The organism is Aquimarina latercula DSM 2041 (genome assembly GCF_000430645.1).
Taxonomy (GTDB): Bacteria; Bacteroidota; Bacteroidia; order Flavobacteriales; family Flavobacteriaceae; genus Aquimarina; species Aquimarina latercula.
Genome location: NZ_AUMK01000010.1, coordinates 253,077 through 265,730, shown reverse-complemented (window position 1 = coordinate 265,730; position 12,654 = coordinate 253,077). Strand labels below are relative to the sequence as shown.

The 12,654-nt window shown below is 28.9% G+C and carries 13 protein-coding genes; 1 reads left to right on the top strand and 12 read right to left on the bottom strand.

Features of this window, described 5'->3' with window-relative positions:
- Positions 1–301: 301 nt before the first annotated feature.
- The 3 genes from H526_RS0110155 to H526_RS0110145 all read right to left on the bottom strand — a co-directional run bounded on the left by H526_RS0110155 (position 302) and on the right by H526_RS0110145 (position 2,986).
- Positions 302–1,774, bottom strand: a complete 1,473-nt coding sequence (locus H526_RS0110155; RefSeq protein WP_027392900.1) for an SH3 domain-containing protein — start codon at positions 1,772–1,774, stop codon at positions 302–304.
- A gap of 90 nt (positions 1,775–1,864) precedes the next feature.
- Positions 1,865–2,461: a hypothetical protein gene (locus H526_RS0110150; protein WP_027392899.1), complete on the bottom strand. Its 597-nt coding sequence runs from the start codon at positions 2,459–2,461 to the stop codon at positions 1,865–1,867.
- A complete protein-coding gene (locus tag H526_RS0110145; RefSeq protein WP_027392898.1) occupies positions 2,462–2,986 on the bottom strand; it encodes a hypothetical protein in 525 nt (174 codons plus the stop codon).
- Between the two features lie 259 nt (positions 2,987–3,245).
- On the opposite strand from H526_RS0110145, the gene H526_RS32480 reads away from it, so the two are divergent.
- Positions 3,246–3,380 carry a hypothetical protein gene (locus tag H526_RS32480; protein ID WP_281171945.1) on the top strand — a complete coding sequence of 45 codons (135 nt, stop codon included), beginning with the start codon at positions 3,246–3,248 and terminating at the stop codon, positions 3,378–3,380.
- A 220-nt stretch (positions 3,381–3,600) separates the two neighbouring features.
- Here H526_RS32480 and H526_RS0110140 read toward each other — a convergent pair whose 3' ends face one another.
- The 9 genes from H526_RS0110140 to H526_RS0110100 form a co-directional block, all read right to left on the bottom strand.
- On the bottom strand, positions 3,601–4,311 hold the full coding sequence (locus H526_RS0110140) for a hypothetical protein (protein ID WP_027392897.1): 711 nt from the start codon (positions 4,309–4,311) through the stop codon (positions 3,601–3,603).
- A 98-nt stretch (positions 4,312–4,409) separates the two neighbouring features.
- Positions 4,410–5,240: a hypothetical protein gene (locus H526_RS0110135; RefSeq protein WP_027392896.1), complete on the bottom strand. Its 831-nt coding sequence runs from the start codon at positions 5,238–5,240 to the stop codon at positions 4,410–4,412.
- A 2-nt stretch (positions 5,241–5,242) separates the two neighbouring features.
- Positions 5,243–6,043, bottom strand: a complete 801-nt coding sequence (locus tag H526_RS0110130) for a hypothetical protein (protein ID WP_027392895.1) — start codon at positions 6,041–6,043, stop codon at positions 5,243–5,245.
- A 92-nt stretch (positions 6,044–6,135) separates the two neighbouring features.
- A complete protein-coding gene (locus tag H526_RS0110125) occupies positions 6,136–6,846 on the bottom strand; it encodes a hypothetical protein (protein WP_027392894.1) in 711 nt (236 codons plus the stop codon).
- 37 nt (positions 6,847–6,883) lie between these two features.
- Positions 6,884–7,495 carry a hypothetical protein gene (locus H526_RS0110120; RefSeq protein WP_027392893.1) on the bottom strand — a complete coding sequence of 204 codons (612 nt, stop codon included), beginning with the start codon at positions 7,493–7,495 and terminating at the stop codon, positions 6,884–6,886.
- Positions 7,496–7,499: 4 nt separating this feature from the next.
- The gene (locus H526_RS0110115) at positions 7,500–9,572 is read right to left on the bottom strand and encodes a M23 family metallopeptidase (protein ID WP_027392892.1); all 2,073 of its coding nucleotides are present in this window, start codon (positions 9,570–9,572) and stop codon (positions 7,500–7,502) included.
- A gap of 8 nt (positions 9,573–9,580) precedes the next feature.
- On the bottom strand, positions 9,581–10,240 hold the full coding sequence (locus H526_RS0110110; protein WP_155839653.1) for a hypothetical protein: 660 nt from the start codon (positions 10,238–10,240) through the stop codon (positions 9,581–9,583).
- Entirely contained in the window at positions 10,237–11,769 is a 1,533-nt protein-coding gene (locus H526_RS31465; protein WP_081415590.1) for a PAAR-like protein, read from the bottom strand. Before H526_RS31465 ends, H526_RS0110110 begins: the two co-directional genes overlap by 4 nt.
- A complete protein-coding gene (locus tag H526_RS0110100) occupies positions 11,762–12,649 on the bottom strand; it encodes a hypothetical protein (RefSeq protein ID WP_027392890.1) in 888 nt (295 codons plus the stop codon). Before H526_RS0110100 ends, H526_RS31465 begins: the two co-directional genes overlap by 8 nt.
- Positions 12,650–12,654: the final 5 nt, after the last annotated feature.

Genomic DNA, 12,654 nt, shown 5'->3' with positions numbered 1-12,654 from the left:
GAATTGCGTAAAAACTATCAAAAATAGTACCTAACTATTCTCTTATAAAAATACTTAAAATTTTAAAAATCTTATAGTTAGCAACGTTATATTTGCGTTTTCTTACACAAAAATGGGTTGTTTTCCCCCTTTATTTTGTACGTTCTACTTTATATACAATCTATAGTGTAATTGTTACCCCTATACATTAGAAAATGTTTTATAGGTGTGTGATAGAAATTTATGGAAGGGAAGCGGGTATTCTATTTTGGACAGACTAGAACCTCTAAGATTATTGGAATAAAATGTTATATTAAGTTTTTTATTTATGTATTCTAATATGTATATTCTGATAGGATTTATTATAATTCCCTGAGCTTTTCCACATCGTGGCTATAGGAGTTGCTTTTACTAGAAAAGAGAGATTAGAAGTCCAGAGAATTTCTGTGTTCTCCATATTTTGTCCCCAATAAACGATTTCTATTATACGTTTTAAAGTAATTTGATTCTTATTGTCTATTGTATAAATGAAAAACTCAGAACGATGATTATACGGATTAAAATAAAAACAAATTATAGTTTTTTTGTCTGGCGAAATATGTGGGTAATTTGGGAACCTAGTTTTTATTTCTCCATTATTTTGATCAACAAAAAAGAAATCTCCTTCTTCAAAATAACTTCCTGCTATTAAGTGGTAATTGAATGATTCTAAAAATCCAATATATTCATAAGATTCCGTACTCTCTAGGTATTTTGTGTTATTAACGAATGTTTTTTTCTTCCCATTTGTTAACGGTAGAGTTATTTCTCCTTTTTCTATTATTACGTCAGTATTCTTATTGATAAAACTAGTTGGGATACTATCGTATGATTTATCTAAAACAATGGAATAAGTGTCATCTAAACAAACCTTCTCTCCACTATTAAAAGGAGCCTTATCATCCTCTATATGTGTATTAGAACATAATTGAGTATTATATAATTTTAAATCTGTATCATCAACAAGGTATCCATCAAAAACATATCTTCTTTTGTTGTAACCAGATTCATAATTACATATTTCTACTATAGAGCCATTTATGATTTTTCCATTATCATTTACAGATAATTCTTTATTGGTATATTTTATAATATTTACTTTTTCTCCATACAGTAATTTACCAATTTTGTTTCCGTTTTCATCTCTGATATTAAGCCCATTTAATGCTTGTACATATTTTACTGCTAATGGATCAAAATAATGAATACAGGTATCTGGGATGTCTCCATTGTAATATTCTTTTTCACTAACAATTTCACCTGTATCTTTAAAAATAAAATTTATGTATTCTATTTGTTCTGGTTCGATATATAATGCATCCATTCTGTGAATACGGTGTCGGGTAATAGTACTTTCTGATAAAGTCCATCCTTCTGCGTTTTCATCCATTGCAAGTTGCTCTGAATCGATAAAGTTATATTCTAAATCGTAATTTACAAGGGTGGTATGAAGTTCTTCGCCCCAATAATAATAAAGGACCCAAGTAATATAGTTTTCGGATAATTTGAGGTTATAAAGTACTCCACAATCTACTTGTTTCCAATCTTCTGTGATTTTATCAAAATGAAGTGCTTTTTTTTGAATTAATGTAATGTGATTCGTCGGTGCGTTCTGATCTAATTTCGTTTTTTCTTCTAGTGGAACTTCTTTTGTAGAATAATCATTTAAAAACTTATAATTAAACTTCTCTTGTCCAAAAGATAAGGTTACATTAACGATAGAAATGAGCAAAATGAATGTTTTAAGTCTTTTCATAAGATCAATAAACTCTTGTTATATGATTGTTTTCGAATTGATATAATCGTTTTTCTCCTTGAATAATACTTTCTGATTCGTTATGAAACATTAGCATGGAAAGAAATAACGAAGCTCCACTAGTTTTGCGTTTCGAAATGTAAATATATAAAGATCATCAGATAAAGGATGTGTCATCATATGAATTGTAGTAATCCCGTTTTTTTCGTCATCCTTATTTTTCTTAAAAGATACAGGGAAATCTTCTTTAAAATTTAGCAGCGTATATTTTTTTGAAAAAATAACATTCTTATGTTTAATGGTAAAATTAGAAGATTTTAAATCTATTTCTCTGAATGTATATTCAGTTTTTGATACTTCAATTTCACAATTTAGATAATTCCATATTTCATAGGAGTCTTCTATAACATAACCACAATCGTCTTGTTGTTTCCTTATGGAATCAGCTTTTTTTATTAAAGGTTTTAGAATATTTATTTCTCCTTGTAATGGGTATTTGTTATTTATAAATATGATTTCTGACAAATACTCAATATCCGATTGTTGATGCGAAAGAGTACCTTGTTCTATAATTGAAGAAATACTATCTTTTTTAATTATACTTATATCAATTTCTTGAGAACTTATCTTTGTTGTATAACTACTAAGAAATAAAATACATAGTATTAAAGGTAATATGTTTTTCATTTACTTATTTCCAATAATTTCTCTTTTAAGTAGAACTCCTTTATCTGAATATTCTTCGGTCATTAGAAGTTTATCTGTTTTTTTGGTAATGGTATTTATTACGTATCCTTCGTCATTTACCTCCTCAATAGTTTCTAACATATAATAATACCATTTTTTAACAGGAATTCCATTGGAATATTTGGCTTCAACATAAGTTTCTGAATTTACATAACCATAATTTGGTTTTTTTTCTATCCAAGATCCATGTTTTAAATGATCTTTTATTAAACCTTTTTCATATTTGTTTTCATATGATCCATCAGATTTCTCAAAATAATTGATTAAAGTCCCTTCATCATTTAGGGTAAACTTATTTAACATATGAACATAATATTCATCATTTCCAGAGACACTACTTATGGTTCTTGTGTTAATGATATAGTTATTGTCGATAAACCAATATTTAGAGGTTTCTGTTAAATCCCCAAATAAAGTATAACCAATATTATAAAGTTTGATTAGTTTGTTTTGTTTTTTTATCACTAAACAATATTGAATTTCCAAGTTACTATTATCATTACATTTCTTAGAGACTTTTTCAATAGAAATATCTAATCCCTTTTTTTGAGGAAGTTTTAAAATATGTTCAAACGAAACAGATTTGGAATCTTCTAATAGTTCTTTTATTTCATAATATGGATATTCGATAGGTATGTTAGAGATTAAACATTTTGATTCTTTTGTAGAACTGATTTTATCAAAATGATTTGATATAGAATCTAATGTCGAACTTAATTTTTTGTTGTCAAAACTTACAACTTCTGGGAAATCAGTAAGTATTAGTTTATTTCCTACGGGTAAAGAAATAGAAAAAGAATCGAGATTAGATGCATTATTACTACTAATCGAAGTAACTTCACTTGTTTTATTGTTATGATATTTTTTTTATAACAACTATTCAGGGAAGTGAAGAGTATTAGCAATATAAATATGGACTTCAATATTTTTATTGTTTTTTGTATATATTATAACGAAAGTAGGTTAATCATTTTTTTTTAAAACCTAATACCGTAAATAATTTGTTTTTTTGATTTGCAAGATTTTATATTAAGTTTGCATGGTCAATAACAAGAAAAATTAAGTGTAAGAATACTTAATTAGGGTTTAATGGATAAAATTTCACCTTCATTAGTTATTTTGAATTTTTCAATATCCGAAAAGTTCACTTTCCCTTCTTCATCTTCCATATAGTATCTAATTGAAATGGAATAATCTTTATCAATAAAAAACAACTTGGTCTTTGCAAAAATACCATCACTATAACTATAATAAATATTAAGAGCATCTACAATATTATTTTTATTATCAAGAATGACTAAATCTTTTCTATTAGTAAAAATCATATTACCATCGTAATCTAAACTTGAAGATTTCCCTTCAAAAATTGATAGCTTTTTGTCGTTCATTACAGATAATTTTTTAACCAATTTAAAGAAGTTATAACCTTCTTCTGATTTTAGAAAAGCTGAATCTTTTAACTCTTTGGAATCTGATAAATTAGGTTTGTAAAAAGAATTTAAATTTACGTCGTCAATAGTCTTAAAATGAATACTTGCAATACCATTGATGGTATCATAACATTTGAGAATTTCTAATAATAAAGAAGAATCTTTTGCAATTTTACCTTCTAGATCTTTCAGTAGTAACTCTTTTTTTCCTATTGGGAGTTTTATCTTTAAGGTATCCTGAGTTGCCTTATTCAGATTGTAATTAATAGCAATTGAATCCTTTTTACTTAGGTCAATATTTTTTGTATTGTTTTTACAGGAAAGAAATAATAAAAGTAAAATTATAATTATGTTTTTCATTTATTTCCAATAATTTTTCTTTTAAGTAGAACCCCTTTATCAGAGTATTCTTCTGTCATTAGAAGCTTAGAATCATTTTTATTGTTATCATATATTTTTCAATGATCAATTTCTTTGGAGAATTTTTCTATAAAAACTTCTCCTTTCTCTTTAGAAGTTATTTTACCATTTATTGTTTCTGTACTCAAATTACCGTTTGAGATAACTTTAATTTTCTTTACTATTTCAGTTGCTTCCCCCTCAACACTTGTATAACTTTTTATATTGATATTATAATGTTCATCAATTAAGAAGCCTTCAATATAACTTTCATCGTTCAATCCTATTCCTGAAATCCTTAAAATATAAGAAGTTAGAATTTTTTTCTTTTTAATATCAAATACATTTAATTTAAGAATCATACCTCGAACCTCATTCTCACTTTTTGTTATGATACTTTTGTTAAGAAAAACTTCAATATTATCATTTATAGGTTTTAATCTTCTATCAAAATGAAATGATGAAATATTTGATTCATTAATCAATAAATAGTAATAAGAATCAAAGTAAGGTGCTGTGATCTTATTTATATAATCTGTTTCAATACTTTTATTAAATGTCAATGCTGCATTATTTAAGTCAGGAAACTTATTAATTCTACCTTCAATTGTTAAATTTTCTAACCAATTAAAATAATCCCCTTTGAAATTATTACTTTCAAGTAAATAAGAATCCATTTCAAAAGGAAGGGATTGTATTGGTTGAGTCTTCAGTTTTTTTATAAATAAATCTATTTCATTTTGACTTACTTTTGATTCAGTAAATTGTACACTTTCTGGTTTATTTAATTTTAAATCATTGTTTAAAACAGTAAGTTTGTTAGAATTTTCATTTCTCGAAATACAACCTAAGCTTAATAGTATAACTAGTATATAAATTAGTGTTTTCATATTTATTTGTAGTCTATTTTGAAACCTTGTAAGTGTAAATGATTCCAATGGTGGTCATCGGGTTTGCAGTGATTTAGATCTTTGTTTTCTGAAGTTATATTTGCATAGTTTTTTTCCGTTTTACCCCAGCCAAATTTGTACAACGCATCTAAAAACTTATTCTGCCTAGTAATATCTAATTTGGAATTATTACTTAAAATGACTTCTACGAGATTCCCATTTGAGTACTTATCAATTTTAGCTTTTTTCTTATCCTTTCTTAAAAATTTGAAATCCATGTTAAAGCCATTAAAATGGGTCACGCTATATGCACCAGTTCCATCTGTATCCACAGAACCATTTGAAACAATATCTTTATAGTTAACTTCAGCCAATGCACCTATAACCGTAGCAAAAGCTTCCGGATTAAAGTGTTCTCTATCTGTTGATTCGTAAATAGCAAAATCTAATGTTCCTTTTTTATATTTAAATACTTTGTTGGGTGAACCAGAAAAAGGAGTCATCAAGAGTGTCTTTGTAGTTCCATCCTTTTTATAATACCTTGTTTTTCCACCTGAAATAACTTTTTTCCATTCACCACCTTTTTGAGTTTTAGAATAATGTCTTGTTGCGTCCAACCATCTTTGAGCTTCAATTAATTTGAAAGAACCTAAATCGTACTCTTCTCGACTGTCTTCAACATAAACATATCGCATTTTATCTCCATTCTTTAAATAAGTTTTACTGATTTTACCATCAGGGTAAATATATATAGTGGTACTATATTTTAGTTTAAAATAATTTTCAAAATCCTTACCAACCATTGTTCCAGGATTTTTTACGCTTTCACATTGCTATGTTAGCCAAACGGATGTTGTTTCACGTTCAGCAATTTTGGATGTAAATACAAAAAAAATCATCTAATTGGTTTTATTCTTTTTAATGTATTATTCTTATATTGATATAATAATTTATTTCCATCAATAGTACTTTCTGCTTCTAAATCAAATATTTTAGATTTTTGATCAAAGGAAAATTGTAAAACGGAATCTTTTATTTCGTGTATTTTAATAAATGGAACCACATTTAGACTTTCTTGATACTCATTTAAAGCAACAATATCCAATCCTCCAATTTCTCTGTAAACATTGTTATTATATTCATGTATATAGATACCCCAACTTTCTTCTGCACCAATTTCATTGACAATAATAATTCTCTTGCTTTGCTCAGATTTAAATAATGTAGGGTTATACCTCCAACTATCTATTTGACCTTCTGATTTATATAAGATTTTTCCTTTACTATCTTTAACAATTAAATGAAATCCATTTTTGTTATTTTCAATTGTACCTGTAATTAATTGAATGTTATTATACCATAATGATTGATTTACTTGGATAGAATCTTTTTTATAATTTGTTTTTATAGAATCTGGTTGGATTTTCACAAAATCAATTGGGTGAGAGATTTCACTTTGTTCTTTTACTTCTGTTTTTTGTGTTGAGATCGTATCTGCATTTGTTTCTACAGTCTCTATATTTTCAGATGTTAAATACTTTTTGTTACTTTCTTTACAAGAACTTATTGATAAAATGAGTATTACTAAGGGAAATATAGTTTTCATTTAATAGTTCACGGAAGTTTCAAAAAAAGTATTTATTTTATCCATCAAAATCACCACAGTCTTCTTTTTCGAAACTTTGAGGGTTTGACGTAAATAAGTTATTTACTCTACCTCCAACGAAATCAGAAGGTAATTTACCATCAACGCTCATTTTATAAATATCATCTTCAATTTTGTTAAACTTCAAAATTATTTCTTCTTGTTTGTTATTCTTACCGAAAACTTCTGCTTTATGCTTTAAAAACAATGTTTTTATCAAATCATATTCAAAAAATGGTTCTTTGTCATTAGGAGGAACAGAATTTCTACAATAGTTATATATGTATATTTTCTTATTTTTTTGATCTAAGAATATTGAAGGAGAATCACACATGCATTTACTGTGGAAATCTATCCAATATTTTTTATAGATGTCATTCTCCTCTTTACTTTTTATAGATATACCAATTAATTCTTTGTTAAGTAAATTATTAAAAATGCTGTCCGCATTATTTTTAACTAATTTATTATTGGAAATACTACTAGGATTGTTAGTTTTTTGAGTAGTTGTAGAATACTTGTTATCCAATAAGTCCTCAGATTGAGCTTTTTTCGAAACTTCTTTACAGGAAATTAAAAGAAATAGTAATAAAGGAAGTATTATTCTCATGAGTTTATTTTATTAAATTCTCTTTTTGTGAGTTTTTAAGCATTTTATCTAAAATCTTTAAAGGATCAAATAAATCACGTCTTCTTTTAAAAGATCTTCCACTAGAAAAACTATCCGATTTAGCGTGTAACATTTCACTTGTATTTACCTTTCCTGGTTTGAAAGTCTTTCCTTTTTCTTCACCAGTATAAAATTCAATGTGTAACATCCCTCTATTCTCTCCTGTTGGTTGCTGGAAATTTGTTCCATCGTCTCTAATTAATTGTCCAACTTCTGCAATTTTTTGTCCTCGTTTTACTTTGTCCCCAATTTTTACTTCTATAGTACTCTTATCAACTTCACCATATCTGACAATCATATTATGTCCTTTAATGTGTTCATAATCGTGTTCGATCACAATTACATCTGTATTCATATAAAAGTTCTCACTTGCTTTAACAACGCCATCGGCAATTGCATATACATGTTCATTAACTTTGGAATATAAATCTCTAGCAGCGTGAATTCTATCACTTCCTCTTGGAAACCCAAAGGTAGCGGCATTTTTTTCGTGTAAAGTGTAATCGTATTTTTTATAATGCTTAGTTTTATAATGTCCAGGATAATTTTGAGGAACACTTCTAAAAGGAAATAACAATCCTGGAGTTTCTAGTTTAAGATAATTTTCAAAATCCTTACCAATCATTGTCCCAGGACTTTTTACGCTTTCACATTGTGTGGTAAGCCAAAGAGAAGTTGTTTCTCGCTTTGAAATTTTGGGTTCAGGAGCTTCCTCAACTGTAGTAGTTCTTACAAAAGACTTAGAATTACTAAGCTCTGGGCTTCCTCTAAAAGGCTCTATTTGCACTTTTTTCCCTTTTAATGCTTCGTCAAAAACAATAGTAAGTTTATTTTTCCCATCTACAACTTCTGTCTTGGCATATGTATATAACCCTGATTTACTTTTTGATGTGATATACGTACTTTTTTTGTCAGTTTTTGATTCGCCTTTTACATAAAAAGACCAACGAATATTATTTTTATCTTCTTCTTTAGCTGTATCTGTATTTTTTATATCTAGAATATACTCTATTTCTTGCCCAATAACTGCTGTTTTAGGAGCATTAATTTTTCCAGAAGGATAAATTCTCTTTACAGCTTCTTTGTCAAATGCCATGATAGTTGCATTTTCACCTTCGGCATCTCTGGCTGTTTTACGAGCTTTAGCATCTTCTATAGCTTTTTTGCCTTCTTCAGTTTCATCTTCTCGGATATATAAAGCTTCTTGCCAACCCTCAAAACTTTTATGTGCGTCTTCTCCTTCAGTTTTGATTTTGTCTTCTTTAGGGCGCAACTGTATTTTTTTGATACCTACTTCTATTTTATTTTCGTTTTCTTCCTTATACAAAAATAAATGATCCCCATCTTTGTTTCCATTTTCTTCTTTAACTTCTATCTCTATCCAATCACTAACTTCTGTATCGGTACTAGTGTCTTCTTTTTTAGCAAAAACCTTTACTGGTAAAGTATCATCTTTGGTTTTTAAGATTTTAAAAACACTTTTGTTTTTGTCATCTTTATCTTTTTCCTCCTTTTCGTGAATCTTGATCTTTACCTTTTTATCTTTAAGATTTTTGGTCTCTGTAATAAGGTATACTTGATATCCCATTGGCGCAGAAGGAATCTTTTTATAATATATCTTGGTTTCGTTTTTATATTGGTCAAAGGTTAAAGTACTATCTTTTGCGTGACTTTGTAAAGGCCATTTTTTACCTGTTTCCTTTTCATTAATAACTTTTGTAATGTCTTTTAGCTTTACTTCCTTATGTTGCGATGATAATTCATCATTTATACTTTTATGGATAGCTTTGGCTACATTGGATCGTTTTGTTTTGCTATCGGTACTCGTTTCTTTATCAAACGTATATTGATAGGTGCCATCTTTTAAGGATTCTTTTTTTACTGTTTTTTCTGCAAAATAAGCGCTAATAACTTCAGGTTCCAAGACATTTTCTAAGGTCAACGTTTCATTATAAGTGAATCGCCGGTCAGCCGCTGTTATGGTATCAATAACTATTTCTAATTCCTTATTACTCATAGCATCCTTTATATATAGTTTAGCAAAAGTGATGTGCCTTTATCTTTGTAAGTAATATCCAGCACATGGTTATTTTTACTATCAAAAACTTGATAGGTGAAGAGGTCTTTTTGAAGATGATATTGTAATTTTTGTATTTTTTCAAATACCTGATATAATGTTTCTAATCTAAAATTATTATCATCTACTTTTAATTCACAAAAATTAGTGTTCATTTTCTCTTTTATAGAGATGGTGTTTTCTTTATATCTTTCGCCAATAACTATATTTTTAATTGTGAATTGTTCCTCATTCAATTCATATACCATAACCAAATCTTCATCACTTACTTGATCAAAAGAAAATTCATTTGGAGGAGTATATAAATATACATCACTGGCAGTTAACGATAACGAAGTGCCATATTGATGATCTTTATAGGTTTGTGGTAAACTATCCATATAACTAGAGTTTTTTAGAGAGTCTACAAAATGCTTCTGAGCCTCTATTTCTGCTAGTGTAAATTGATGTGTTTTTTTTAGTCCAGTAGTGTTGTTTTTTAAATTAAAGACATAATTAGCGTCATAATCATTAAGGGATGTATAACGAATTTCCATTTCTTGTTTTTGTGATTTACAAGAAAACAGGAGTGTACAAATCAATATGGATATATAACTATATCTTATCATAATTCTATGTTTAGCATAATTGCAAATGGTTGAAACTTATTTTTATCTTCTACGTTTTTAAAATGTTGAAGACAAAACATAGATACTAATCCAGGGATCCATTGTTTAGCCATTCCATCAGCTCCTCCATCTTCCCATCCAGCTCCGAAAGTGTCAAAAAATGAAAGGTTGGTAATCGTGGCACCAATTTCACCATTTTGATCATAAATTTCGTAATTAGCTAAGCAACCTTGAATACCTCCAACAAAAGTTGCAATTTCGTTTACATTAGGATTCATTCCCTGTAAAGCGCTGTAGTAGGGCAGGCTAGTTCTAAAATTATATACTTTTTGTGGATTTTTGGTTACGTAGTTGTTTTTCTTATATTGATCTACCAATTCTTGTTCAAGTTTAGGTATAAACTCATCCTTGAACTGGCTGGAATCTTTGATTTCTCTAACTGGGTTTGATTCGTTGTCAAAAATAAAGTTACTCCCATGTCCATCAAAAAAGTGATTGGCCAAATCCCTTCCGTTTTTACCAAACCCATCTTCGATATCCGAGAAGCTCCATAAAACTGCTTTCATTTCTGTTTTAAGCATCGCAGTAGGGTAGGACTTAGTAAGATTAATGTTTGTAACATCATATCCAGACATTCCATTTTTTTTCATTAAACTTTCACTAGGAGCATCCGCATAGATCCAATCATATGCGCGCTTACCCTTAGAATTAACAATAATGATCTTTCCATTTTCGTTAATACGATTTCCCTTATTAACAACTCCAGTTTCTAAAATTACTTTTTCGGAAGTGTTTTCATTTGATGTTTCATTATTTGCGGCAGTCGTTGACGAGGTGTTAGAGTTAGAAGTAGTTGTTTCTTCTTTTTCAGGTTCATCAATACATACTAGATCTAATGCTACTGTGCCATCGGCTTTTACATTTCCTGAGTAGATTAACTCATTTTTTCCTTCTTTTATCTCCTTACCGTTTTTTGCTTTTACTCGTACTTCTACTTTTTCGCCAACTTCCATGTTTTCCGTTTGTACAAACATGGTTGCTTTTTCTCCATAATTGATTTTATCAATCTTTTCTTTACCAGCAGCGTCCATCCAATAACTTTCTACCACTTTGGGAGCTTTGTCGTTACCCATCATCGCACCAGGAATAGTCATTGCAATTTCCTTGAATTTTTCACTAGCATTACCACCAGTATTGATTTGCATAGGTTGCATAATGGTAACTTTACCGCCAGTACCACACATACATTCAGAATCTTCGTATAAGAACTTTTTACTTCCTCCTAATGTTGAGGTTTTAGTAGTCTTAGTCCATTTTTGCAATGCTGGCATACAAGGTAAATATCCACCACTAGTTGGTTTTAGTTTACATTGTCCGAAAGTAGCGGGTACCTGCACATCCATATCCGTAGCTTTAAACTTGCCTTGGATTTTTACTTTTTGATTTTGCGTTACTAAAAGCTTAGCGGGCACAAAGCCCTGATTGCATTCTAGTAATGCGCCATCTAATACATATATTTTACTACTCATCTTTTTCTAAATTAAAGGTTATGGTAGTTGTTTTTTTATATAAATCCTTTACTTCGAAGGAGTAATTTAGTTTTCCTTTGGTTACCAGTCCAAATTGGGGTTTTACTTTATAAGTACCTTTATACTCAAAATCTAACGTGTGTTTTTCGCCTGGAGATGTTGGTAATTTACCTAAAAAACCATTTAGTTTAGCCAATGGGAATTTCTTATGATCGATATCCATTTCGGCTTCTGAAGTAATAGTAACCTTCGTGAACCCGATATCTTGTTTAGAAATCTTTTTTTGTTCTAAAATTGGGATGTTTATATTACCAAGGGCATTGGCGGATACTTTAGCTTGTTGTGCTAACTTTTTATCTTCAAATTCTTGATAAAAAATATTAGTAAAAAAGAATTGATAAAAATTATCTTCTAAATATACCTGTTGAATGTTATCTTCTTGCAATTGCCAATCAAAATCACTTGTCATTTTAAGCAAATCTGGATATTCTTCTAAAAGATCAATTTTTACTTCTTTCCATTTTTGCCTTATTTCTTTGGTGTTATTTACTTTGTTTAATTTAAAACTCTTGTCAACTTTTAGTTCTAAAATATCATTAACTGAAGCAACTTTTAGTGCAATTTTTTGTGCTTTATCTACTTTACGAACAATACTAAATTTTTCATTTAATAGGAATCTCTTTTTAACTTCCATTCTATAATTTAGGAGTCCTTCTTGATCGATCCCATAAAAAGTTAGATCAAATTCAATTGCCACAGCGGCAGAAGATTTATTTTTACCTTGTTCTATACGATTTACAACTTCAGAAGTATAGGTTCGTGTAATCCGTTCTCCGTTGAGTTTGATAATCTGATTTGTATGGGGCAGGGTTCGTGGCATTATTT

What these genes read in the sequence shown, in the direction of transcription:
- H526_RS0110140 (WP_027392897.1), bottom strand. Translation starts at nt 4,311, where the DNA reads ATGAAAAACATAATTATAATTTTACTTTTATTATTTCTTTCCTGTAAA.
- H526_RS0110135 (WP_027392896.1), bottom strand. Translation starts at nt 5,240, where the DNA reads ATGAAAACACTAATTTATATACTAGTTATACTATTAAGCTTAGGTTGT.
- H526_RS0110120 (WP_027392893.1), bottom strand. Translation starts at nt 7,495, where the DNA reads ATGAGAATAATACTTCCTTTATTACTATTTCTTTTAATTTCCTGTAAA.
- H526_RS31465 (WP_081415590.1), bottom strand. Translation starts at nt 11,769, where the DNA reads ATGAGTAGTAAAATATATGTATTAGATGGCGCATTACTAGAATGCAAT.
- H526_RS0110100 (WP_027392890.1), bottom strand. Translation starts at nt 12,649, where the DNA reads ATGCCACGAACCCTGCCCCATACAAATCAGATTATCAAACTCAACGGA.
- H526_RS0110110 (WP_155839653.1), bottom strand. Translation starts at nt 10,240, where the DNA reads ATGATAAGATATAGTTATATATCCATATTGATTTGTACACTCCTGTTT.
- H526_RS0110115 (WP_027392892.1), bottom strand. Translation starts at nt 9,572, where the DNA reads ATGAGTAATAAGGAATTAGAAATAGTTATTGATACCATAACAGCGGCT.
- H526_RS0110125 (WP_027392894.1), bottom strand. Translation starts at nt 6,846, where the DNA reads ATGAAAACTATATTTCCCTTAGTAATACTCATTTTATCAATAAGTTCT.
- H526_RS0110155 (WP_027392900.1), bottom strand. Translation starts at nt 1,774, where the DNA reads ATGAAAAGACTTAAAACATTCATTTTGCTCATTTCTATCGTTAATGTA.
- H526_RS0110150 (WP_027392899.1), bottom strand. Translation starts at nt 2,461, where the DNA reads ATGAAAAACATATTACCTTTAATACTATGTATTTTATTTCTTAGTAGT.
- H526_RS0110130 (WP_027392895.1), bottom strand. Translation starts at nt 6,043, where the DNA reads ATGGTTGGTAAGGATTTTGAAAATTATTTTAAACTAAAATATAGTACC.